This is a genomic window from Streptomyces sp. NPDC001544 (assembly GCF_042894285.1).
In the GTDB taxonomy this organism is placed as follows: domain Bacteria; phylum Actinomycetota; class Actinomycetes; order Streptomycetales; family Streptomycetaceae; genus Streptomyces.
Map to the genome: position 1 here is coordinate 124,785 of NZ_JBIAVN010000009.1, position 22,414 is coordinate 147,198.

19 protein-coding genes, 1 tRNA gene and 1 pseudogene are annotated in these 22,414 nt (G+C 71.9%); 6 read left to right on the top strand and 15 right to left on the bottom strand.

Annotated elements, in window-relative coordinates; translation table 11 throughout:
• Positions 1-42: 42 nt before the first annotated feature.
• The 5 genes and pseudogenes from ACFY0F_RS23185 to ACFY0F_RS23205 form a co-directional block, all read right to left on the bottom strand.
• A pseudogene (locus ACFY0F_RS23185) lies at positions 43-1,239 on the bottom strand (lysylphosphatidylglycerol synthase transmembrane domain-containing protein); the annotation flags it as partial.
• Positions 1,236-2,291, bottom strand: coding sequence for a methyltransferase domain-containing protein (locus ACFY0F_RS23190; RefSeq protein ID WP_388797382.1), 1,056 nt, complete (start codon positions 2,289-2,291; stop codon positions 1,236-1,238). The pseudogene ACFY0F_RS23185 and the gene ACFY0F_RS23190, both read right to left, overlap by 4 nt.
• Positions 2,288-3,487, bottom strand: coding sequence for a glycosyltransferase family 4 protein (locus tag ACFY0F_RS23195; protein ID WP_388797384.1), 1,200 nt, complete (start codon positions 3,485-3,487; stop codon positions 2,288-2,290). Before ACFY0F_RS23195 ends, ACFY0F_RS23190 begins: the two co-directional genes overlap by 4 nt.
• Entirely contained in the window at positions 3,484-3,882 is a 399-nt protein-coding gene (locus ACFY0F_RS23200) for a 6-pyruvoyl tetrahydropterin synthase family protein (RefSeq protein WP_388797386.1), read from the bottom strand. Before ACFY0F_RS23200 ends, ACFY0F_RS23195 begins: the two co-directional genes overlap by 4 nt.
• A 162-nt stretch (positions 3,883-4,044) precedes the next feature.
• Entirely contained in the window at positions 4,045-5,025 is a 981-nt protein-coding gene (locus tag ACFY0F_RS23205; RefSeq protein WP_388797388.1) for a zinc-binding alcohol dehydrogenase, read from the bottom strand.
• A 121-nt stretch (positions 5,026-5,146) separates the two neighbouring features.
• On the opposite strand from ACFY0F_RS23205, the gene ACFY0F_RS23210 reads away from it, so the two are divergent.
• Positions 5,147-5,908 (top strand): CDP-alcohol phosphatidyltransferase family protein, encoded by a 762-nt coding sequence (locus ACFY0F_RS23210; protein ID WP_388797390.1) that lies wholly within the window; start codon positions 5,147-5,149, stop codon positions 5,906-5,908.
• Positions 5,909-5,979: 71 nt separating this feature from the next.
• On the opposite strand, the gene ACFY0F_RS23215 is transcribed toward ACFY0F_RS23210, so the two are convergent.
• From ACFY0F_RS23215 to fusA, 3 genes are all read right to left on the bottom strand, one after another.
• Positions 5,980-6,729, bottom strand: a complete 750-nt coding sequence (locus tag ACFY0F_RS23215) for a YcnI family protein (RefSeq protein ID WP_388797392.1) — start codon at positions 6,727-6,729, stop codon at positions 5,980-5,982.
• 39 nt (positions 6,730-6,768) lie between these two features.
• Positions 6,769-7,368, bottom strand: a complete 600-nt coding sequence (locus ACFY0F_RS23220; RefSeq protein ID WP_388797394.1) for a hypothetical protein — start codon at positions 7,366-7,368, stop codon at positions 6,769-6,771.
• Between the two features lie 236 nt (positions 7,369-7,604).
• Positions 7,605-9,704: an elongation factor G gene (gene fusA, locus ACFY0F_RS23225; RefSeq protein ID WP_388797396.1), complete on the bottom strand. Its 2,100-nt coding sequence runs from the start codon at positions 9,702-9,704 to the stop codon at positions 7,605-7,607.
• A 959-nt stretch (positions 9,705-10,663) separates the two neighbouring features.
• Between fusA and ACFY0F_RS23230 the strand changes: the two genes are divergently transcribed.
• The gene (locus ACFY0F_RS23230; protein ID WP_388797399.1) at positions 10,664-11,920 is read left to right on the top strand and encodes an MFS transporter; all 1,257 of its coding nucleotides are present in this window, start codon (positions 10,664-10,666) and stop codon (positions 11,918-11,920) included.
• A gap of 92 nt (positions 11,921-12,012) precedes the next feature.
• Here ACFY0F_RS23230 and ACFY0F_RS23235 read toward each other — a convergent pair.
• The 5 genes from ACFY0F_RS23235 to ACFY0F_RS23255 all read right to left on the bottom strand — a co-directional run bounded on the left by ACFY0F_RS23235 (position 12,013) and on the right by ACFY0F_RS23255 (position 15,670).
• Positions 12,013-12,097: transfer RNA gene (locus ACFY0F_RS23235), tRNA-Leu, on the bottom strand.
• A 235-nt stretch (positions 12,098-12,332) separates the two neighbouring features.
• Positions 12,333-13,010 carry a GntR family transcriptional regulator gene (locus ACFY0F_RS23240; protein ID WP_388797401.1) on the bottom strand — a complete coding sequence of 226 codons (678 nt, stop codon included), beginning with the start codon at positions 13,008-13,010 and terminating at the stop codon, positions 12,333-12,335.
• 142 nt (positions 13,011-13,152) lie between these two features.
• Positions 13,153-14,100 carry a beta-ketoacyl-ACP synthase III gene (locus tag ACFY0F_RS23245; RefSeq protein ID WP_388797403.1) on the bottom strand — a complete coding sequence of 316 codons (948 nt, stop codon included), beginning with the start codon at positions 14,098-14,100 and terminating at the stop codon, positions 13,153-13,155.
• A 138-nt stretch (positions 14,101-14,238) separates the two neighbouring features.
• Positions 14,239-14,367, bottom strand: coding sequence for a hypothetical protein (locus tag ACFY0F_RS23250; protein WP_388797405.1), 129 nt, complete (start codon positions 14,365-14,367; stop codon positions 14,239-14,241).
• Complete coding sequence (locus tag ACFY0F_RS23255) at positions 14,342-15,670, bottom strand: OFA family MFS transporter (RefSeq protein WP_388797407.1); 1,329 nt, start codon at positions 15,668-15,670, stop codon at positions 14,342-14,344. Before ACFY0F_RS23255 ends, ACFY0F_RS23250 begins: the two co-directional genes overlap by 26 nt.
• A gap of 203 nt (positions 15,671-15,873) precedes the next feature.
• On the opposite strand from ACFY0F_RS23255, the gene fdhD reads away from it, so the two are divergent.
• A complete protein-coding gene (gene fdhD, locus ACFY0F_RS23260; protein ID WP_388797409.1) occupies positions 15,874-16,713 on the top strand; it encodes a formate dehydrogenase accessory sulfurtransferase FdhD in 840 nt (279 codons plus the stop codon).
• Positions 16,714-16,730: 17 nt separating this feature from the next.
• Here the strand turns inward: fdhD and ACFY0F_RS23265 are convergent, their stop codons facing one another.
• Positions 16,731-17,168 (bottom strand): MarR family winged helix-turn-helix transcriptional regulator, encoded by a 438-nt coding sequence (locus ACFY0F_RS23265; protein ID WP_388797411.1) that lies wholly within the window; start codon positions 17,166-17,168, stop codon positions 16,731-16,733.
• A 123-nt stretch (positions 17,169-17,291) separates the two neighbouring features.
• Here ACFY0F_RS23265 and ACFY0F_RS23270 point away from each other — a divergent pair, with 123 nt between their 5' ends.
• Entirely contained in the window at positions 17,292-18,209 is a 918-nt protein-coding gene (locus ACFY0F_RS23270) for a zinc-binding alcohol dehydrogenase family protein (RefSeq protein WP_388797413.1), read from the top strand.
• A 36-nt stretch (positions 18,210-18,245) separates the two neighbouring features.
• On the opposite strand, the gene ACFY0F_RS23275 is transcribed toward ACFY0F_RS23270, so the two are convergent.
• A complete protein-coding gene (locus ACFY0F_RS23275; RefSeq protein WP_388797416.1) occupies positions 18,246-19,259 on the bottom strand; it encodes a bile acid:sodium symporter family protein in 1,014 nt (337 codons plus the stop codon).
• A gap of 195 nt (positions 19,260-19,454) precedes the next feature.
• On the opposite strand from ACFY0F_RS23275, the gene ACFY0F_RS23280 reads away from it, so the two are divergent.
• Together ACFY0F_RS23280 and ACFY0F_RS23285 are read left to right on the top strand one after the other, a co-directional pair.
• Positions 19,455-20,330: a LysR substrate-binding domain-containing protein gene (locus tag ACFY0F_RS23280; protein WP_388797418.1), complete on the top strand. Its 876-nt coding sequence runs from the start codon at positions 19,455-19,457 to the stop codon at positions 20,328-20,330.
• A gap of 247 nt (positions 20,331-20,577) precedes the next feature.
• Positions 20,578-22,404: an AMP-dependent synthetase/ligase gene (locus ACFY0F_RS23285; protein ID WP_388797420.1), complete on the top strand. Its 1,827-nt coding sequence runs from the start codon at positions 20,578-20,580 to the stop codon at positions 22,402-22,404.
• Positions 22,405-22,414: the final 10 nt, after the last annotated feature.

Consider the following 22,414-nt stretch of genomic DNA (forward strand, 5'->3'; position numbering starts at 1 on the left):
GAAGCTGAGCACCCCGTACACCACGGCGACGGCCAGCCCGCTGCTCGCGCCCAGCCCGGCGGCGGCGAACGCCCAGGCGGTGACGCCCTCCCGGGGGCCGAAGCCGCCGACGTTCAGCGGCAGGCCCATGGCGAGCAGGGCGAGCACCGCGAGCGGCAGCAGCACCGGCACGGATGCCGCGGATCCGGCGACACGGGCCGCCACGACGAACATGGCGAGGTGTCCGGCGAGGACGACGACGGAGGACAGTGCGACGCCCGGCCCGCTCTGGCGCGACAGCAGCGCACGGCGGGCCTCGTCGAGGTTCGTCCGCAGGGCTCCCCGCCGGGAGGGGGCGCGGTTCATGCGGACGGCGAGGACGACGGCGAGCGCGCCCGCGAGGACGAAGGCGGCCGGCGCGGCGAAGCTGCGGGCGTCGTCCCGCACCGGCGAGGGCAGTGTCAGCAGCGCCGCCCCGCCGATCAGGACCAGCGCGATCTGACCCGCGACCCGCTCCAGTACGACCGCCCGGACGCCGCGCCCCAGGTCACCGGCGCTCTGCCCGTGCCGCACCGCCCGGTGCACGTCGCCGAGGACACCACCGGGCAGGGCCGCGTTCAGGAACAGCGCCCGGTAGTAGTCGGCCACGGCCGCCCCCAGCGGCAGTCGCATCCCGAGACCGCGGGCCACCAACTGCCAGCGCCAGGCGCTGAACACCGTGGTGACGATGCCGATCACCAGCGCGGCGAGCAGCGAGCCCGTGTCGATTCGCCGCAGTCCGTCGAGGAACACGCCCGTACCCAGCCGCCACAGCAGCACGGCGAGGATGACGACTCCGGCGACCGTGCCGAAGTTGCTGCGCACGGCGGGGGTGTTGAGACGGCCGAGGAATGAACGGGGGCCCTTGCGGGGGGAGCTGGGGGGCGCTGCCACGGAGCCGGGCGTGTGGGGGGCCGCCGCCGTGTCCGGTGCGGGCGCGGGCGTCGCCGCCGCCTCCGGTGCGGCCGCGGTGCCCGCGGGCGCGTTCGCGATCCTGCGCAGAGGCCGTCCGGCCGCCGTGGGCTGCACACGCGCGCGGATGGCCGCACGGGCCGTGCGCGGCTTCGTGGCACCGGGCGCCTGAACGGTCCGGGACACGCCGGCCCGCGCGGTCCGGGCGGCGCCCGGCCGGGTGGTCCGGGCGCTGGCCGCGAGCGTCGTGCGCACGCCGGCCGGCCGTACGGCCGTGCCGCTCCCCGTCTGCGGGGCCCCCGCGCTCACGCCACGCCGCCCGTCGGCCTGGGCAGCGCCAGCAGGTCGCTGTGGTGGACGGTGACGCGCAGTTCGCCGGCGGCGCAGGCGGCCAGGCGGTCCTGCAGGTAGCCCTCGGCGCGCTCGGCCAGTTCGGGTCGCTGTTCCACGGCCGCGCCGACCCAGCCGCGCAGCCACTGGGCGGTCAGTTCGGCGTCGTCGGGGCCGAGCCGCCAGGGGCTCGGGTGCACCCGTACCGTCGCGCCGCGCTCGCCGAAGGCCTCGCAGGCCACGGTGACGGCGTCGGGGCCGAGCAGGCCGCCGCGCCGCTGGTGGGCGTTGAACGCCTCGGCTATCTCGGCGTCCAGCGGGTGGGACGGGCCGAGTTCGACGCGGCCGGCGACGGACAGGGTCAGCAGTGCCGGGCATCCGGCGCCCACGCAGGCCTCGGCGAGGGCCTCGACCTCTTCGCGGGTGAGGACGTCGAGCAGCGCGGAGGCGGTCACCAGGGAGGCACCGGCCAGGGCGTCCGGGGTGAGCCGGGCGACGTCGGCGCGTCGGGTCTCCACGGTGACCCGGCTGCCGTCGGCGGCCGCGCGGGGGGAGGCGACGGCGGCGAAGTGCAGCAGGTAGGGGTCGCGGTCGTGCAGGATCCAGTGCTGGGCACCGTCCAGCCGGGGTGCGAGCCAGCGGCCCATCGAGCCGGTGCCGCAGCCCAGGTCGTGCACGGCCAGGCCGCCGCTCCGGCCCGGCAGGTTGGCCAGCCGGATCCGCAGCGGGTCGAGCAGGTCGAGCGCCCGGGCGAGCGCGTCGGCCCCCTCGCGCAGCTGGAGCCACTCGGGCGCGTACCGGGGCGGTTCCTCGGCTTCGGCGTCCCGCAGCCGTACGGTGGCCCGCTCGCCGGGGCGGGCGACGGGGCCCGCGCCGGCGATCACGCCGGACGGGTCCGCCTCGCCGGGGGCGATGTCGTGCCGCGGTGCGGGTTCGGTCATGTCCGTCGCCGCCTTCGCTGCCGTGTCCGGTACCTCGCGGGGGCCGGGCTGGGCCGGGATTCCGTCGGTGGTCGTGGTCGTCCGGCTCATGCCGCCCTCCGGGGTTCGTCGGGGAGCCGGAGCAGGACTCCGGCCAGGCTGCGGGCGGTGGCCGCCCAGCCGCCGAGGGCCGCGCGGCGGCTGCGCGCGGCGGCCTTCAGGCGGCGGCGTACGTCGGCCTCGCCGAACCAGCCGCGCAGTTCGGCGGCGAGGGCGGCGGGGTCCTCCGGCGGTACGAGGATGCCGGGCACGCCGCCGTCGGGGGCGCGGCCGACCGCTTCGGGCAGCCCGCCGACGTCGGTGGCCATGACCGGGATGCCGCGCGCGAGGGCCTCGGTGACCGCCATGCCGTAGGTCTCGGCGTAGGAGGTGAGGACCATCAGGTCGGCGGAGGCGTAGCTGGCGTCGAGGTCGGCTCCGGCGCGCGGGCCCGCGAGGTGCAGGCGGTCGGTCAGGCCGTGCTTCTCGATGAGGGCGCGCAGGTGGGCGACGTACTCGGGGTCCTGGTTGAGGCCGCCCACGCAGGTGCAGGTCCACGGCAGGTCCCGTACCGCGGCCAGGGCCTCCACCAGCCGGTGCTGGCCCTTGCGCGGGGTCACCGCGGCCACGCACAGCAGGTGGGAGACACCGTCGGTGCCGGCGGCGAGCGGGGCGATGTCGGCGCCGGGGGCGGCGACGTGCACCCGGTCGGGAGCGAGCCCGTGGTGGGAGACCAGACGGCGCACCGCCCAGTCGCTGGTGGCGATCACGGCGGGCACCGCCCGCAGCACCGCGCGCTCGCGGGCGTCGAGATCGGCGGCGACGGACGGTTCGAGGCCCGTCTCGTCGCCGAGCGGCAGGTGCACGAGGACGGCGAGGCGCAGCCGTTCGGCCTCGGGGACGACGATCTCGGGGACGCCGCAGGCGACCAGCCCGTCCAGCAGGACGACCGAGCCGTCGGGCAGTTCCCGCAGGGTACGGGCGAGCGCCTCGCGGGCGGCGGCACCGGGGCGGGGCCAGCTGCCGTCCACGGGGTGCTTGGTGACCTGCCAGCCGAAGCCGGGCAGGTCCAGGCAGACCCGCCGGTCGTAGGCGTTGCCACCGCTGGGGTTGGCCGGGTCGTCGACGCCGCCCGGCAGGACGAAGTGCACGGTGCGCAGGGACATGGGGATGATCCCGACGTGGTTCGAGGCCGCGCGCTGGGCGGGCACGTAGGCGAGCGGCGACGCGCCGTCGGCGGACGGCCGGTCGATGGTCGTGTCGGTCACAGGGCACGCTCGTAACTCGCCCAGGCGATGTGCGACTCGTGCAGGGTGACCGTGATGCCCGCGAGTCCCCTGGCGCCCTCGCCGAGGGCGCCCTTGTGGACGCGTTCGGCGAGCCGGTCGGCGATGACCTTGGCCAGGAACTCGGTGGAGGTGTTGATACCGGCGAAGTCGGGCTCGTTGTCGAGGTTGCGGTAGTTCAGCTCGCTCACCACGGAGCCCAGTTCCTGGGTGGCCAGGCCGATGTCGACGACTATGTTGTCGTCGTCCAGCTGCTCGCGCCGGAAGGTGGCGTCCACCAGGAAGGTGGCGCCGTGCAGCCGCTGGGCGGGCCCGAACACCTCGCCGTGGAAGCTGTGAGCGATCATGATGTGATCGCGGACGGTGATGCTGAACAACTGACGACCCTCCAGGTGCGGCGCGTCCGGTCCCCAGCCATTCCCTGCCGGGGGATGCCGTGTATTACGGCTCTTCGCTTCCCCGCGTTCAGCCGTTCCTCACTCTTTTCTCAGGTCAGGCGCTCTTGCCGGTCCGCCGGCCGTACCTGATTGATCGTTTCGTCAGCCGAGGTCGGTGTACCGCACCCGGTGGCACAGCGCCGGGATCCGGCCGGAGGCCAGCTCGGGCAGCACGTCGGGGAGCTCCTCGAACGCCGACTCTCCGGTGATGAGCGCGTCCAGGGCCGGGTCGGCGAGCAGGTCCAGGGCGAGGGCCAGCCGGTCGGCGTAGGTGCGGCCGGGGCGGGCCGGGGAGACGGTGCCGACCTGGCTGCTGCGCACGGTCAGCCGCCGCGAGTGGAAGGCCTCGCCGAGCGGGAGGGCGATCCGCCGGTCGCCGTACCAGCTCAGTTCGACGACGGTGCCCTCGGCGGCGAGCAGTTCCAGCGACCGGGTCAGACCGGCTTCGGTGGCGCTGGCGTGGACGACGAGGTCGCAGTCGCCGAGGGCGTCCTCGGGCGAGGCGAAGCCGACGCCCAGGGCCTCGGCGGTCGCGGCGCGCGCGGGGTCGGCGTCGACGAGTTGCAGCCGTACGCCGGGGAAGCGGGCCAGCAGGGCGGCGACCGAGCAACCGACCATGCCGCCGCCGACCACGGCGATACGGTCGCCGACCAGGGGCGCCGCGTCCCACAGGGCGTTCACGGCCGTCTCCACGGTGCCGGCGAGGACGGCCCGTTCGGCGGGCACGTGCTCGGGCACCACGGTCACGGCGCTCGCCGGGACGACGTAACGGGTCTGGTGCGGGTACAGGCAGAACACCGTGCGGCCGGCCAGCTCGTCCGGCCCCTCCTCGACGACGCCGACGCTGAGGTAGCCGTACTTCACCGGCCCCGGGAAGTCGCCCTCCTGGAACGGCGCCCGCATCGCGCCGTACTGGTTTGCGGGAACGCCCCCGCGGAACACGAGCGTCTCGGTGCCCCGGCTCACCCCGGAGTACAGCGCGCGGACCAGGACCTCCCCCTCGGCCGGCGCCGCGAGGGTCGTGTCGCGGATCTCGCCGTACCCCGGCGAGCGAAGCCAAAACGCGCGGGCCGAGTGGTTCATCGGCGTCCTCCTGAACGATCGGGAAGTTGTTCACGTACCGAGGTGTGCACAGGGAGATGTGCACAGGCCGCGCACAGTACGCGGCGTTGATCGACTCTGTCACTCGGCCGGAGGATGTGCGGTGGCCCTGAACAACACGTACGAAGCGAGGCTGGTCCAGCAGGAGACCGCTGTGGGAGCGGGCGTCCAGATCCTGCTGCTGGCCCTGCTGGGCTCCGCGATCGGCATGGGGCCGGCCGGCTGGCTGACGGGCCTGGTGTTCGCGATCGCCACCTGGGCGGTGCTCTCCCGGGCACTGCACCGCTCCCGGCTGAGTTCGTTCGGACCCGCGAACCGCGTCACCCTCGGCCGGGCCACCCTGGTCGGCGGGGTGACCGCGCTGGTCGCGGACTCCTTCGAGAGCTCCCCGCCGGTGACGCTGCTGGTCGGCCTGACCGCCGTCGCCCTGATCCTGGACGGCGTCGACGGCAAGGTGGCCCGCCGCACGGGCACGTCGACGGCGCTGGGCGCCCGCTTCGACATGGAGGTCGACGCGTTCCTGATCCTGGTGCTGAGTGTGTACGTGGCGACGCAGCTCGGCCCGTGGGTGCTGCTGATCGGCGGTATGCGGTATGCGTTCGTCGCCGCGGCCCGTGTCCTGCCCTGGCTGAACGCGCCGCTTCCGCCGTCGTTCGCCCGCAAGACGGTCGCCGCGCTGCAGGGCATCTGCCTGCTGCTGGCCGGCGCGCAGCTGCTGCCCTACGCCGCCAACCTCGGGATCGCGCTGCTGGCGCTGGGGTCGCTGCTGTGGTCGTTCGGACGGGACGTGCGGTGGCTGTACCGGTCCTCCCGGACCAGCCCGGTGATGCCGGCGGAGGAGCTGCTCGAGCCCGCGCTGCCGTGAACCTGTCGGGCACGCATGCGGAAGGCCCCGGACCAGTCGTCACTGGTCCGGGGCCTTCCGCATGCGTGGGTCTACGAGCGTGCGGACCGTCCCCGTAGCAGGGCGAAGGCCGCCGCCGCGAGGCCGAGCACGCCGACGACGAGGCCCGCGACACCGAGGCCGCGCGCCGTCGAGTCGCTGCTGGAGGCGGCGGCCGTCTTGGTGCTGCCGGGGCTCTTGGAGCTGTCCGCCTCGTTCGTGGCGGCGCTGTCACCGCTTTCCTCGCCCCCGGCGGCCTTGGCGGTGAGCTTGAGCACGGGCGCCGGGTCCTCCGGCTCGTCGGCGCCTGCCTCGGGCTGCTCGATCCAGCGGACCGTCTTGCCGTCGGAGTAGGTCTGCAGGGTCTTGAACGTCAACTCGTCGGTGTCGTCGGGCAGTTGACCGAAGGCGATGTCGAAGTCCTCGTAGTGCCCGGCGGTGATCCTGCCGCCGGTGAAGGTGACCTGGGAGGCGGCCTCGGTGATGGTGCCGTCGTCGGTCTTCACCGGCTTCTTGAGTTTGGTGGTGGTCACCTTGGCGCTCCAGCCGTCCCGCGGGGAGACGAGGACACCGAGGACCGGGTGGTCGGTGGGCAGGAAGATCTGCACCTTGGTGGTGGCGGCGCTGTCCTCCTCGTTGGGCACGCGGAAGGTCAGCACCCCGTCCGTGGCCCCCTTGGCGTAGCTCTCGGGGTGGACGGTGACGTGCGCGGAGGCGGCGCCCGCCGCGGCGAGGACACCGGCGGCGGCGAGAACGGTGACGAGCCCGGCGCGACGCGCGTTGTTGGGCATGCTCATGGACATGGGTGAGTGGATCTCCGTACGTACGGGAAGTGTCGCTGGTCAGATCGGGTACGGGATCCGAGCCGGGGGCCCGCGGCGGTGCACCGCGTGTCGCAGGGGGAGCAGGCGCGGTGTGCGGGGGTCGACGGGGGCACGCAGCGGTCCGTCGGGGAGGGCAGGCAGGCATGCGTCCCGCCACCAGGCCGCGAGACGGGGTACAAGGGCGACGGCCGCCCGGCGCAGCAGCGAGAACAGCGCGGCCTCGCCGCGTCTGAGCCACCAGGACGCGACGAGGGCCGCGAGGACGTGGGCGGCGGAGGCGTGCTCGGTCACCGCGTGTGGACCGGTCATGCCGGCCATGACGTGGCCGCGCATGGCGGCCATGGCGTGCCCGGACATCACCGCCGGGCGATGGGCCGCGTCGAAGGCGAAGTGCAGCCCCGCCTGAGTGGCGAGCATCGCCACGCCGATCCCGGGCAGCGTCCGCTCCCGCCCGCCGAGCAGCCAGCCGAGCACGAACACGCCGAGGAACCCGGCGGCGTCGATCCGCACGGGCGGCATGTGCCCCATGGCGAGCCCGTGCCCGGCGGCAGCCAGCAGCACGCACACCGCGGCGAACACCGCGGCACGCAGACTCCGTACGGCCGGGGACGCGCTCATGGTGAGGGATCCTCCCACGCCCGGCTGATACGTGGCTCGCCGCTGCCACGTTCAGTCGCGGCTTCAGGTCACCATGCGGACCAGTGACCACTCGATCCCCGTGGCGTCGATCAGTCGCCACCGCGTCGAGAAGCGTGGCTCCAGGTCGCTCGCACCTCAGGGCGAAGCGGCCTCAGTCCTCGGGCGGGTCGCGCCACGTCAGTCAGGCGACGTGGCGCGACCCGCGGTTCGGCCGACTACCGCACCGCTGTCGCCGTCGGAGCCGGTGCGTAGCCGGTGGGGCGGGCGGTGAAGGTGCCTCGGCCCTGGGTGCGGCTGCGCAGGCGGGTGGCGTAGCCGAAGAGTTCGGCCAGTGGCACGGTGGCGGTGAGTACCGCCGCGCCGGCCCGGGACTCGGAGCCGGTGACCCGGCCGCGTCGTGCCGCGAGGTCGCCGAGCACACCGCCGACGGCGGCTTCGGGCACGGTGACCGTGACCTCGGCGACCGGTTCCAGCAGGGCCATCGCGCATGCGCGCAGCGCGTCGCGGAGTCCCAGTCGGCCCGCCGTGCGGAACGCCGTCTCCGACGAGTCCTTCACATGCGTCGACCCGTCCGTCAGCGTCACCCGCAGTCCGGTCACCGGGTGACCGCCGAGCGGCCCCTCGGCCAGGGCGTCCCGGCAGCCGGCCTCCACCGCACGCACGTACTCCTGCGGCACCCGGCCGCCGACGACGGCCGAGCGGAACTCGAAGCCGAGACCGCCGGGTTCGGCCGCCAGCGGCTCGACGTCGAGGACCACACGCGCGAACTGCCCCGCGCCCCCGTCCTGTTTGACGTGGCGGAAGACCAGGCCGGACACCCCGCCGACCACGGTCTCCCGGTACGTCACCCGGGGCCGGCCGACCGTGACCTCCGGTCCCGACTCGCGGCGGATCTTCTCCACCGCAACCTCCAGGTGCAGTTCGCCCATGCCCGACAGCACCGTCTGACCGGTCTCGGGGTCCGTACGCACCACCAGTGACGGATCCTCCTCGGCGAGCCGTGCCAGTGCCGAGGCGAGACGGCCGGTGTCGGAGCCGCGGCGGGTCTCGACCGCCACCGACACCACCGGGTCGGCGACCACCGGTGGCTCCAGGACGAGCGGAGCGGCAGGATCGCACAGGGTGGAGCCGGGCCGGGCGGACTTCGGTCCGGCCACGGCGACGATGTCCCCGGCGAACGCCCGGTCCAGCTGGGCGTGCCGGTCGGCCGTCACCCGCAGGATCCGCGCGACCCGCTCGGTGCGCCCGGTACCCGGGTCCCACACGGTGTCTCCCTTCTCGATCGTGCCCGAGTAGACACGGAGGTACGTCAGCCGCCCGGTGGCGGTCGCGTTGACCTTGAAGGCCAGTGCCGCGAAGGGGGCTTCGGGGTCGGCGGGGCGCCACTGGTCCGCCCCGTGACGGGTCCCGCGTACGGGCGGGACGTCCAGCGGGGACGGCAGATAGGCCACCACCGCGTCGAGGAGCGGTTCGACGCCGCGGTTGCGGTAGGCCGAGCCGCAGAGGACGACCAGGCCTTCTCCGGTGCGGGTCAGGTCGCGCAGGGCGGTGACGAGGGTGGGTGTGGATACCGTCGACGAGCATGTCACCGTGTCGACGGTCGGTTGCATACAGAATTCCTCCATCGCCGCCGGATGCAGTTCCGCCACCGCCTCCTCCAGCGCCCGGCGCCGCCGCCACGCCTCTTCCCGCAGTGCCTCGGGCACCGGCCCCTCCGCGACCGTGTCGCCGCCGTCGGACCACACCAGCGCACGCATCCGCACCAGGTCGACCACGCCGGTGAAGGCGTCCTCCACTCCGATCGGCAACTGCACGACAAGCGGGGCCGGGTGCAGACGCTCACGGATCGACGTCACGGCCGCGTCGAGGTCGGCGCCCGCCCGGTCCAGCTTGTTGACGAAGGCGATCCGCGGTACGCCGTGCCGGTCGGCCTGCCGCCAGACGGACTCGCTCTGCGGCTCGACCCCCGCCACGGCGTCGAACACCGCCACCGCCCCGTCGAGCACGCGCAGCGAGCGCTCGACCTCGTCGGCGAAGTCGACGTGGCCCGGCGTGTCGATCAGGTTGATGCGGTGGCCTTCCCAGGTGCAGCTCACCGCGGCGGCGAAGATCGTTATGCCGCGGTCGCGTTCCTGGGCGTCGAAATCGGTGACGGTCGTACCGTCGTGGACCTCGCCGCGCCGGTGCGTGGTGCCGGTCGCATACAGGATCCGTTCCGTGACGGTGGTCTTGCCGGCGTCGACGTGGGCGAGGATGCCGAGATTGCGGACGGTGGCCGATCGGCCGGCGGGGTGGGGACGGGGTGCGGTGCGCATGGCCCGGTGCCTTTCGCAGAATACGGAATGGGCGGCGCGATTCCCGGGCAGTCCATAGCCGACCGACCGCCGACAGGTTCCTCGGTGGTCACCGAGGTGACGGACGCGGTGGTCGAATGCGAAATACGTCAGCCGTGTGCCAGGGGGTTCCGGTGCCGGCCGCGCAGCGGGCACCGGACGGACGAGGACACGAGGATCACCTCGTACCGGGAACGGGGAGCGGCGACGGCATGGTCACGCACGGCACGGCTCCCCTCACTTGTCGACTCGTCATGGACGGCGCGGTCCGGCGGTTGCGGCGCGCGACGCATCGTGAGTGTAGGGAGGGCGACCGGCCCGGAGCACGGAGTTTTTTCTCCGTCGCCGGTATTGCCGGAGCTCCCGAACAGGCGGAGAAAACCCCGAGATTCCCCTTCCGCACCGTTTCTCCGTGCTCTTGCAGGAATCCCTTCCACCGACCCCGACATTTTCCGGACATCCACCCGTCAGACATCGGCCAACTTCGCGACGCGGGTAGAGCGTTGTCCCGCCCGGCACGCCGATCGATTCCGCCGCAACGGGAGGGTTGCTCCGTATCCGCGTCTGGCCGAAAAGCGATGGTCGCGGATCGTTCGCAGAACACCGGTCGGCGATGGCCGGAAACCCGGCCGCCCGTCGTCATGGCGGCGATCACACCGTCCGGCACACGGCAGTTGCGCCGCGCCCGCCCACGGGCGGGCGGCCCCGGCCGCCCTCGAAGCGCGGTCTTCCGCGACACCGGAACGCCGGGTGCGGACCTGCTGTCCGTACCGGACATGGCCGAGAAGCCGGGATTCCGGCGCCTCGACCGGGGTGCCACGCCGCCACCGGAGCGGTGTTCGAGGGGTGGCCGGTCGACGCCCTCCCGCTTCTCGAGCAGACCTAATCTGTTCCGGCAGCAGCCTTGAAGTGATCACGGCAAGCAGATGGATTGGACTCGATTGGACACGCACAAAACGCGGAGGACGAGGTTCACCACGCTGCGCCGCGGCCTGATGATCCCGGCACCCGCGCTGGTACTGATCGCGGGAACGCTCCTGTCCCGCGTGGGCGACTCCCTCGCCTCCCTCGGCATGGTGCTGGACGCGGCTGACCGCGGCATCCGCTGGGGGGTCACCGAGGTGTTCCTCGCCGAGCTGATCCCCACCGTCCTGGCCGCGCCGCTCGTCGGGGCACTGGTGGACCGGCGCAGCGCCCGCACGGTGTGCCTGTCGGCGCTGGCCGTACAGGCGATGTCCTTCGGCACCGCCGCCGCCGTGGACGGCTTCCACGTGCGGGTGGCGCTGATCTCTTTGTCCGGGCTCGCCGGCGTGGCGTCGGTGACGGCCGGTTTCAAGATGCTGCCGGTGATCGCGGGCTCGGAGCACACCGGGCGGGCGAACAGCTTCCTCACCGCGGGGCTGTCGACGGCCGGACTGATCGGCCCGCCGCTGGCGGGTTTCCTGCACTCCGCGCGGGGCACGGCGTTCCTGCTCGCCGCGGACGCGGTGTCCTTCCTCGTGCTCGCGGGGTGCACGGCGGTGGCCGTCCCGCGCCGTACGGACGTGGCCGTCGGCCGCCGGCCCGCCACGAAGATCTCCGACGGCTACCGGGCCCTGCGCGGCGCACCGGTGGTGGGCATGCTGTTGCCCACGCTCGCGGCGGCGATGCTGGCCACCAGCGTCGAGGGAGTCGCCGGCGTCTTCTATCTGCGGGACGTGGCCGACGGCAACGAGACCCTCTTCGGGTTCTTCCTGGCCACCTGGGCGCTGGGCAGTGTCCCCGGCGCCCTCCTGGCCGGACGCGCCGGCTGGTCGGCGCGGCACACCGCGCTCATCCTGGGCGGGGTGCTGGGGATATCCGTCGCACTGCTGTCCGCCGGGCTGCTGCCGGTGGTCGCGGTGATCTTCCCGTTGTTCCTGCTGGGCGGGTTCGGCAACGGTATCTGCAATGTCGGTCTACGAAATGCGGTGCACAGCCAGGTGCCGGCCCAGGTGCACGGCAGCGCATGGGCCTGCTATCAGGCGCTGTCGCGGATCTGCATCGGCCTGGGCTATGTCCTCGGCACCCCGAACTCCCTCGTCTCCAGCAGAGGCCAGGTGATCATCTCCGGTGCCGTCCCGCTGGCCTTCGCCCTGTGGGCGATGCTCGGTCTGGTCCGCCGGGGTCAGCCGTTCCTCGGTGAGTCCCCGGCCAAGATCGGCGGGGCGTCCGGCTGACGGGACGGGCGTGCGGACAGCGCGGACACCGTGAAGAACACGGCCAACGCGGAAGGGTGCCGACCGCGACCGGTCGGCACCCTTCCGTGAGGTGTCCGAGGGGGGACTTGAACCCCCACGCCCGATAAAGGGCACTAGCACCTCAAGCTAGCGCGTCTGCCATTCCGCCACCCGGACAAGGTGTCTGCCGCCTTACGGGGGGAGTTCCCCGCGGCGACATGGACAACAATACCAAGCTTTCGGAGTGCGTTTCACCTGCGTATCCGGCGTGCGGGCAGGACCACGGGGTCCGCGACGCCCATGGTCCCCGCCCCCTGCACGGCAGGTGAACGCCTTCTCACTCTGCGCTGGCATACCAAGCGCGCGGTGCGAGTATCTCGCCGCCCGGTCGAGGAAGAAGGCGCGGCAGCCGTCAGGACCTGTCGCGCTCGTGGTAGGAGTGCCGGGTGTGCTCGGTGTGCATCCGCATGAGCCAGGCGGCGCGCTCCTCGTCGCGGTCGGCGATGGCTTCGACCAGTTGCTTGTGCTCCTTCCAGGACAGTTCGCCACGCGTTCGGGCCACCGGTGTGTAGAGCCAGCGCACCCTGCTCTCGACCTGCCGCCCCAGTTCGGCGAGCACCGCGTTGCCCGACAGCTCCATGATCTTGGCGTGGAACACGCTGTTCAGGGCCACGGCGCCGGCGATGTCCTGGTTCGCGACGGCCGACCTGCCCCGTAGCAGCAGCTCTTCGAAGGCCTCGAGGATCCCGTCGTCCGCGTTGGCCGCGGCGAGCCGGGCCGCCTCGGCCTCAAGAAGCGTGCGGACGGTCAGGAGCTGGTCGGCCTCCGCCTCGGTCGGCTCGTGCACGAAGGCTCCCTGGGCGGGCCGCAGATCGACCCAGCCCTCGGTGTTCAGCCGTTGCAGCGCCTCACGCACCGGCTGCCGGGACACCCCGAGGTGCCCGGCGAGCTCGCTCTCGACGAGGTGCTGGCCGGGCTGCAGCGCACGGGTGGTGATGAGTTCGAGCAGCGCCTCGTAGACACGGTCGCGCAGCGGGCCGGGGCGTTCGAGTTTGGGCACTGCTCCCTGCGGCAGTCCGGTCGACAACATGGCGGGTCCCCCTTCTGGGCATACCGTCCGCCGTTGACGGCACGCTCGTATGCAGTGGACGCCCAGTATCGATTGCGTTTTGTCTACGATCTACGGCGCACAACCGACCGTAGGCCGTGAACCGGGCGCGTGACTGGTGATCTCACGGGCACCGTACGACCTGCCCGGCATAGGACAGATTGCCGCCGAAGCCGAACAGCAGCACCCGGTCCCCGCTGAAGAGCGCGCCCTGCTCGGTCAGTTTGGACAGGGCCAGCGGAATGCTGGCGGCGGAGGTGTTGCCCGATTCGGTGACATCGCGCGCGACCACCGCGTTGACGGCACCGATCTTCTCGGCCAGGGGTTCGATGATGCGAAGGTTGGCCTGGTGCAGGACGACTCCGGCGAGTTCCTCGGGGGCGACTCCGGCGCGCTCGCACGCCCGGCGGGCGATGGCCGGCAGTCGAGTGGTGGCCCAGCGATAGACGCTCTGCCCTTCCTGTGCGAACCGCGGCGGCGTGCCCTCGATCCGTACGGCGTGACCCATCTCCGGCACCGAGCCCCACAGCACCGGTCCGATCCCGGGCTCCTCCCCCGCACCGCACGCCTCGACGACGACGGCCCCGGCTCCGTCCCCGACGAGCACACACGTGCTGCGGTCGGCCCAGTCGGTCACCGCGGACATCTTGTCGGCACCGATGACCAGGGCACGGCTCGCCGCGCCGGCGCGGACCGTGTGGTCGGCGGTGGCCAGGGCATGGGTGAACCCGGCGCACACCACGTTGACGTCCATGGCCGCGGGCTCGGGGATGCCGAGCCGGGCGGCGACCCGGGCCGCGGTGTTCGGGGAACGGTCGATCGCCGTGGAGGTGGCCACCAGGACGAGGTCGATGTCCGCGGGGGCCAGGCCCGCCGCCGCGAGGGCCTTGGCGGCGGCGTGCGACGCCAGTTCGTCGACCGGCTCGTCGGGGCCGGCGAGATGCCGGGTGCGGATGCCGACCCGGCTGCGGATCCACTCGTCGCTGGTGTCGACCATGCCCGCCAGGTCCTCGTTGGTCAGCACCTTGGCGGGCTGGTGGTGACCGATGGCGGTGATGCGCGAGCCGTTCAACTGGAATCCCCCTCGTTCGGCGTGGGCGGCGGGATTCACCAGTCTGGGCAGTGACTCACGGGTACGACGGCAGGTGAAGCCACAGGAATCGGGCGCCGGTGTTGTCGGCTTCCGTCAGACTCTCGGACGCCCGAGCATTCACCCGGTGAACAGCTGGGTCGCCTTCTGCACGAGTTCGTAGAGCCCGTACCCCAGCGGTGCCGCGACCCACAGCCAGGCGAACGCGATCAGCCCCGGTCGGCTAGGCGGACTGGTGTCGCTGGACATCGGAGGCCTCCCTCGGTGCGGGGATGTGGTGACGGGCGTGGACGGGGCGGACGAACTCGTTGGCGACGAAGCCGACGACGAGCAGCCCGATCATGATCGTGAACGATAGTCCGTAGAGCGCGGATCCGTGTTTGCCGGCCGCTTCCTGCCGGTCGGCGATCCAGTTCACGATCAGCGGACCGAGAACCCCCGCGGTCGACCAGGCGGTGAGCAGCCGGCCGTGGATCGCACCGACCTGGTAGGTGCCGAACAGGTCCTTCAGATAGGCGGGGATGGTCGCGAAGCCGCCGCCGTAGAAGGAGAGGATCACCAGTGCGCACAGGACGAACAGGGGCTTGGCCGCGTCGCCGTCCAGCGCGAGGAGCAGGTACGTCAGCGCTCCGACGCCCAGGTAGACGCGGTAGACGTTCTTGCGCCCGATCAGGTCCGAGGCCGAGGACCAGCCGATCCGGCCGGCCATGTTGGCCGCCGACAGCAGGGCGACGAATCCGGCGGCCGCGGAGGCCGACACGGGCGTGGAGGTGCCGGCGAAGAAGTCCGAGATCATCGGGGCGGCCTTCTCCAGGATGCCGATGCCGGCGGTGACATTGGTGCAGAGCACGATCCACAGGCACCAGAACTGGGGAGTGCGCACCGCGCTGCGGGCCGACACCTGAACGCCGGTGAGGGGTTGCACGCCGGAGTCCTCGGGTTTGTCGGTGCGTGGCACCCGGACGAGGAGGACGCCCAGCGACATGAAGACCGCATACGAAAGACCGTGCACGAGGAACGCGAGCGCGATCCCGGAGTGGTCGGCGCCGAAGGAGTCGAGCATCTGGGCCGACCACGGTGAGGCGATCAGCGCACCACCGCCGAAGCCCATGATGGCGATGCCGGTGGCCATGCCGGGGCGGTCCGGGAACCACTTGATCAGGGTGGACACGGGCGAGATGTAGCCGATGCCGAGACCGATTCCGCCGACGAACCCGTAGCCGAGGACGATCAGCCAGTACTGCTCCGTCTGCGCGCCGAGCGCGGAGAGCAGGAAGCCGGAGGAGAAGCAGACGAGGGCCACGGTCATCGCCCAGCGCGGGCCGTTTCGTTCGACGAGCGTGCCGCCGAACGCGGCCGACAGACCGAGCATCACGATGGCCAGCTGGAAGGGCAGGGCGCTCTCGGTGCCGTCGAGGTGGAGCGCGGCTTCGAGCGGCGGCTTGAACACGCTCCAGGCGTAGGCCTGGCCGATGGAGAGATGGACGGCGAGAGCGGCGGGCGGAACGAGCCAACGGCTCCAGTCCGGGGGCGCGACAGGGGGACTGCTCATGGTGCCGGACGGTAGGTGCGGGAAGGTGGTTGATCAAGCGGACGGGTCGGCCGTATGCGTTGAACGGTATGCAGAATGCGGTGAACGGTCGGCGTCCGACCACGTGCGTGCCACGGAGCATGGGCGTGCCACGGAGCACCGGCGTGCTGCGCACGCTGCAACGGGCTGCGTTCTTGCCACGCACGTGCAGGACAATGAGGGACATGGGACGAGTCACGGAACGACGCAAGGTGATCCGCATCCGGGACGGGGCGGTGTCCAGCCGTCCGGACACCCTCGTCGCCGAGGAGCCCCTGGAGATCAGGCTCAACGGCAGCTCGCTCGCGATCACCATGCGCACGCCCGGTGACGACTTCGCGTTGGCCGCGGGCTTCCTGGTGAGCGAGGGGGTCCTGGCCACCACGGACGATCTGCTGAACATCGTCTACTGTGCGGGGGCGACGGCCGACGGTTCCAACACCTACAACGTGGTGGACGTGAAGACCGCGCCGGGCGTCGCGCTCCCCGACTTCACCCTGGAGCGGAACGTCTACACCACCTCCTCGTGCGGGCTGTGCGGCAAGGCCAGCCTGGACGCGGTCCGTACGACGGCCCGCTGGCCCATAGCCGACACTCCCCCGGTGCGTGTCGCACCCGAACTGCTCGCGAGTCTTCCCGACCGGCTGAGGGCGGCCCAACGGGTGTTCGACCGTACCGGCGGTCTCCACGCGGCGGCCCTCTTCGACGAGGGCGGGGAGCTGCTGGACGTCCGGGAGGACGTGGGCCGGCACAACGCGGTCGACAAGCTGGTGGGCCGTGCCCTGCAGAACGGGGACCTGCCCCTGTCCCGCACCATTCTGCTGGTTTCCGGCCGGGCCTCCTTCGAGCTGGCCCAGAAGGCGGTGATGGCGGGCATACCGGTGCTGGCCGCGGTCTCGGCGCCGTCCTCACTGGCGGTGGACCTGGCGGCCGAGACCGGGTTGACCCTGGTGGGATTCCTGCGCGGCAGTTCCATGAACGTGTACGCGGGCGAGGACCGCATCGCTCTTCCCGTGCGGTCATGACGGAACGTCGGCCGCCGTCAGCTCTCGCTGCCGGAGATCCGGACCAACAGGGCCAGGAACTGGTCCTGTTCGGCCGCCGACAGCGGTGCTAGCAGCGCGTCGTTCGCCTCTCGGGCCACCTGCTCGCAGCGGGTGAGCAGTGCGGCCCCGTCACCGGTGAGGGAGACCGCGTTCTTCCGGCGGTCCGCGGGGTCCGGTGCGCGGACGACGAGCCCTTGGGTCTGCAGGTCGTTGAGGACGCCGACCAGGTCCTTGGGATCGAGTCCGATGCTGCGGCCGAGTTCGGCCTGGGCGACGGGGCCGAGGTCGCGGACGGCGGAGAGCACGACGTGGTGCCACATCTTCATGCCCTGCGTCGCCAGCGCCTCGGCGACCAGGGCCCGTCCGCGGGCCGCCGCCCGGCCCAGGAGCCAGCTGGGCAGGGACCGGATCGCGGAGAGGGGGGCTTCGGGCATGGGAAGAGCCTACCAAGAATCATTGGACTTCCCAACGAATCACCCGCTACCGTTGGTCATCCCAACGACTGCGGGATCCTGTGCAGTGCCTCCCGCGCTCCGTCCGCTTTCCCTGGAGGTGAGATGCGTCGCGTCCGGTACGAGTTCCCCGGCGGCCCCCTGTTCCTGGAGGAGGTCCCCGTTCCCCGACCCGGCCGGGGTGAGCTCCTTGTCCGTACCGAGGCCGTCGGCGTCACCCTGCCGGTCGTGCGCAAGGTCGCCGAGGCAGCCGAACCGATCCCGCTGGGTGGCGAGATCGCCGGAGAGGTCGTGGCCGTAGGTGACGGGGTCACCCGGTTCGAGGTCGGCCGGCGCGTGACGGGGCTGTGCTTCGGGCACGGGTACGCCGACTTCGCGGTCCTGCACGAGGCGATGGCCTCCCCCGTGCCCGAGACCGCCTCCGCCGTCGACGCGGTCACGCTGGTGCGCAGCGGACTGGTCGCGCTCGGCGCCCTGGAGGCGGCGCGGCCCGAGCGCGGCGAGGCGGTACTCGTCACGGCGGCGGCGAGCGGGGTCGGCCACCTCGCCGTCCAGCTGGCGCGGGTGCGCGGAGCCGCCCGGGTGGTGGGTGCCGTCTCGGACCCGGCCAAGGCGGGCTTCGTCCGCTCCCTCGGCGCCGACGACGTCATTTCGTATGCGGACGACAGCTGGGGCGATCCCGTCGACTGCATATTGGATGCAGTCGGCGGCGACCTGCTCACACCCGCGATCGCCGCCCTCGCCCCCGGCGGCCGGCTGGTGGCGTACAGCTCGGGCGGCGGCACCATCCAGGCGTACGACCTCCTGGTGGGCGCCAAGTCCGTGATCGGGTTCCAGATGGCGCGAATCGCCCGCGAACGGCCGGACCTGTACGAGCGCCTGCGGGTCGAGCTGTGGCGGCTGTTCACCGAGGGTGCGCTCAAGCTCGCGGTGCACGGGGAGTTCGCGCTGACGGACGCTGCCCGCGCCCACGAGGTCATCGAGTCGCGGAGCAATCTCGGCAAGGTGGTACTGCGCCCCTGACCCGTCCCGCCGCCGACGTGGGCAGCCGGGCCTTGTTCAGCGGTTCGGACCGGTGCCGGCGGTGGCCCGTGACGCCGGGCCCGGCGCCGACGGCGGCGTCGCGGACTCCTCGGGATCGCGGGCACGGCGCCTGGCGATGACCGCGCACACCATGAGCTGCATCTGGTGGAAGAGCATCAGGGGCAGGACGGCCAGCGAGGCGTGCGCGCCGAACAGCACGCTCGCCATGGGCAGCCCGGAGGCCAGGGACTTCTTCGACCCGGCGAACTGGATGGCGATCCGGTCCTCGCGGCCGAAGCGCAGGGCACGGGCGCCGTACCAGGTCAGGACGAGCATCACGGCCAGCAGCACGGCCTCGACGGCCAGCAGCCCGGCCAGCCGGACCGCGCTCACCTGATGCCAGATGCCGCGCACCATGCCTTCACTGAACGCGGTGTAGACGACCAGCAGGATGGAGCCACGGTCGACCAGGCCGAGGACCTTCTTGTGCCGCGCGACGAAGCCCCCGATCCGGGGCCTGAGCAACTGCCCGGCGACGAACGGCACGAGCAACTGCAGCACGATCTTCACCAACGAGTCGGCGGAGAACCCTCCGCCGTCCCCGCCGAGCAGACCGGCCGCCAGCAGCGGCGTGAGCAGGATCCCGACCAGGGAGGAGAAGGAGCCCGCGCAGATCGCCGCCGGGACATTCCCGCGGGCCATGGAGGTGAACGCGATCGACGACTGGATCGTCGACGGAACGAGCGTGAGGAAGAGCAGGCCCTGGTAGAGCGGCTGGGTCAACAGCACCGGCACCAGGGCGCGCGCTGCCAGCCCGAACAACGGGAAGACGACGAAGGTGCAGACCAGAACGGTGACGTGGAGCCGCCAGTGCCTGAGTCCGTCCATCGCCTCACGGGTGGACAACCGGGCGCCGTAGAGGAAGAAGAGAAAGGCGATCGCGGCGGTGGAGGCACCGGAGGCGACATCGGCGGCCTCGCCCCGCGCCGGCAGCAGCGCGGCGACACCCACCGTCGCGAGCAGCAGCAGGACGTACGGGTCGATCGGCATCCGACTCGGCCGGTGCAGGCGTTTCACAGTGCTCCATCCAGGCTCGTCCGCTGCATGAGGGGTCCCCCCGAACCGGAGGACCTTCTCCGTGTTCCCCATGGTCCCCGGCGTTCTCCATCGTCCTCCCGGTCGGCCGATCGGGAAACACGCACACCGCTCTCACTGCTATCACGTTCCGCGATATACGGTCGTGGTGTGTACGACCCCGTGCAGCTGCGCACCTTCCTCACCGTGGCCCAGACGCTCAGCTTCACCCGGGCCGCCCGGCGGCTCGGAGTGCGGCAGTCCACCGTCAGCCAGCACGTACGCCGCCTCGAGGACGCCGTCGGGCGTCAGCTGTTCCTGCGGGACACGCATTCCGTGGTACTGACCGAGGACGGCGAGGCCATGCTCGGCTTCGCCCGCCGCATCCTCACGGCGCACGAGCAGGCAGCGGCCTTCTTCACCGGCACCCGGGTGCGCGGCCGGCTGCGGTTCGGCGCTTCGGAGGACTTCGTCCTCACCCGGCTGCCGGAGATCCTCGAGAACTTCCGGTACGACCATCCCGAGGTGGATCTCGAGCTCACGGTGGAGCTGTCGGGCACCCTGCACGAGCAGCTGGCCGCCGGGAAACTGGACCTCGTGCTGGCCAAGCGCCGCCCGCAGGACACGCGCGGCGAGCTGGTGCGGCACGACGACCTGGTATGGATCGGCGCCGAACGGCTCCGCCTGGATCCCGACCGGCCGGTGCCGCTGATCGTGTATCCGCCGCCGGGGATCACCCGCGCGCTGGCACTCGACGCGCTGCAGCGACATGGCCGGCCGTGGCGGATCGTGTGCACCAGCGGCAGTCTCAACGGGCTCGTCGCCGCGGCCCGGGCCGGTCTCGGCGTGATGGCGCACTCCCGGGGCCTGATCCCGCCCGGGCTGTTCCGGGTGCCCGACCGGGCGGGGCTCCCGGAGCTCGGGAAAGTCGACTTCGTCCTGGTGCACGGGCGCGCCCAGGCATCGGCACGCGATGCGGCGCGCGCCCTGGCCGGGGCGATCCTGGCGGGTGGCGACCGTCTGCATCGCGGAAGCCGGGGCGGCTGACGGCGGCGGGCCCGGCGGCGAAAGAGGAGCGTCGTAGTCGGGACGTACAGATTCGGTGGAGATTACGGCAGTGAAACTTACGGAACCGTAAGGGTTCTGTCCGGCCCTTCCCCATGTGCGGGCATTTTCCGGTCGTCGGCCTGCACGAACGTGAACTTTGATCGGTTTCCGTCCCTCTCCCGCCCGGTGTGCGGGTGGGGTAGCTTTCACGGCGCTGGGCGAGCGTCACAAGGAGCGGGGAGCGGGTTTGCGCGAGTTCACCAACCCTCCGTTGGCGTCGGCGCCACCGGTGGGGGGTCTGGCCGACGTCGTCTTCGAGCATGCCCTCGAAGACCCGCTGCATGTCGCCCTCGGCCGCAAGGACGAGCTCGGGCGGTGGCGGGACGTGACCGCCGCCGAGTTCCGCGACGAGGTCCTGGCCCTCGCCAAGGGGTTGCTGGCCCGGGGCGTCCGCTTCGGCGACCGGGTCGCGATCGTCTCCCGCACCCGCTACGAGTGGACCCTCTTCGACTTCGCGCTGTGGACCATCGGTGCACAGGTCATACCCGTCTACCCCACCTCCTCGGCCGAACAGATCTTCTGGATGCTCTACGACGCCGAGGTGACCGCGGCGATCGTGGAGCACGAGGACCACGCGATGACCATCGCCACCGTCATCGACCGGCTGCCGCACCTGCGCCAGCTGTGGCAACTGGACGCGGGTGCCGTGCAGGAGCTGTACGACGCGGGCGCCCACATCGACGACGAGACGGTGCACCGGCACCGGCAGGCGGTCACCCCTGACTCGGTGGCCACCATCATCTACACCTCGGGCACCACCGGCCGCCCCAAGGGGTGCGTCATCTCCCACGGCAACTTCATGTACGAGGCGGACACCGTCCTGCAGCACATGGAGCCGGTGTTCCACTCGAAGAAGGGTGACGAGGCCGCGACCCTGCTGTTCCTTCCCCTGGCGCACGTCTTCGGGCGGATGGTCGAGGTGGCCACCATCCGCGGCAAGATCCGTTTCGGCCACCAGCCGCAGCTCAACGCCGCCGCCCTGCTGCCCGACCTGCAGGCCTTCAAGCCGACCTTCATCCTCGCGGTGCCGTACATCTTCGAGAAGGTCTTCAACTCCGCCCGCCGCAAGGCGGAGAAGGAGGGCAAGGCCGGCCCGTTCGAGAAGGCGGTCGAGATCGCGGTGAAGTACGCGGACGCTCTCGAGGCGAAGGCCTGGGGCATCGGGCCGGGGCCCTCGGCGGGACTGCGCATGCAGCACCAGCTGTACGACAAGCTCGTGTACACCAAGGTCCGCGCGGCCATGGGTGGTCGCCTACGGAATGCGATATCCGGCGGCTCGGCGATGGACCGCAGGCTCGGGCTGTTCTTCGCCGGCGCCGGCGTCCAGATCTACGAGGGGTACGGCCTGACGGAGTCGACCGCGGCCGCCACCGCCAACCCGCCCGAGCGCACCCGCTACGGCACGGTCGGTCAGGCCATCCCGGGCGTCACCGTGCACATCGCCGACGACGGCGAGGTATGGCTGCACGGCGCCAACGTCTTCCAGGGCTACCTCAACAACCAGAAGGCCACGGACGAGACCCTGCACGACGGCTGGCTGGCCACCGGCGACCTGGGCAGCCTCGACGAGGACGGCTACCTCACCATCACCGGCCGCAAGAAGGAGATCCTGGTGACCTCCGGCGGCAAGAGCGTGTCCCCCGGTGTGCTGGAGGAGCGGGTCCGCGACCATCCGCTGGTCAACCAGTGCATCGTGGTCGGCAACGACCGCCCGTACATCGCGGCTCTCGTCACGCTCGACCAGGAGGCGGTCGAGCACTGGCTGCAGATGCGCGGCAAGCCGAAGATGACGCCCGCCGCGCTGGTGCGCGACCCCGACCTGGAGACGGAGGTGCGGCGGGCGGTCGTCGCCGCCAACACCCTCGTCTCCCAGGCCGAGTCGATCCGTACGTTCCGTATCCTCGCCCAGCCCTTCACCGAGGAGCACGGGCTTCTCACACCTTCGCTGAAGCTCAAACGGAAGGCGATCGAGAGCGCGTACGCGGGCGAGGTCGAGGCACTGTACCGGGCCTGACGGCCCGTCA

Excerpts from the sequence above, each read along its gene's own strand:
- ACFY0F_RS23220 (WP_388797394.1), bottom strand. The coding sequence starts at position 7,368 with ATGAGCGCGTCCCCGGCCGTACGGAGTCTGCGTGCCGCGGTGTTCGCC.
- ACFY0F_RS23205 (WP_388797388.1), bottom strand. The coding sequence starts at position 5,025 with ATGAACCACTCGGCCCGCGCGTTTTGGCTTCGCTCGCCGGGGTACGGC.
- ACFY0F_RS23240 (WP_388797401.1), bottom strand. The coding sequence starts at position 13,010 with ATGTTGTCGACCGGACTGCCGCAGGGAGCAGTGCCCAAACTCGAACGC.
- fdhD (WP_388797409.1), top strand. The coding sequence starts at position 15,874 with ATGGGACGAGTCACGGAACGACGCAAGGTGATCCGCATCCGGGACGGG.
- ACFY0F_RS23190 (WP_388797382.1), bottom strand. The coding sequence starts at position 2,291 with ATGAGCCGGACGACCACGACCACCGACGGAATCCCGGCCCAGCCCGGC.
- ACFY0F_RS23250 (WP_388797405.1), bottom strand. The coding sequence starts at position 14,367 with ATGTCCAGCGACACCAGTCCGCCTAGCCGACCGGGGCTGATCGCGTTC.
- ACFY0F_RS23255 (WP_388797407.1), bottom strand. The coding sequence starts at position 15,670 with ATGAGCAGTCCCCCTGTCGCGCCCCCGGACTGGAGCCGTTGGCTCGTT.
- ACFY0F_RS23275 (WP_388797416.1), bottom strand. The coding sequence starts at position 19,259 with ATGCCGATCGACCCGTACGTCCTGCTGCTGCTCGCGACGGTGGGTGTC.
- ACFY0F_RS23270 (WP_388797413.1), top strand. The coding sequence starts at position 17,292 with ATGCGTCGCGTCCGGTACGAGTTCCCCGGCGGCCCCCTGTTCCTGGAG.
- ACFY0F_RS23215 (WP_388797392.1), bottom strand. The coding sequence starts at position 6,729 with ATGTCCATGAGCATGCCCAACAACGCGCGTCGCGCCGGGCTCGTCACC.
- fusA (WP_388797396.1), bottom strand. The coding sequence starts at position 9,704 with ATGCGCACCGCACCCCGTCCCCACCCCGCCGGCCGATCGGCCACCGTC.
- ACFY0F_RS23265 (WP_388797411.1), bottom strand. The coding sequence starts at position 17,168 with ATGCCCGAAGCCCCCCTCTCCGCGATCCGGTCCCTGCCCAGCTGGCTC.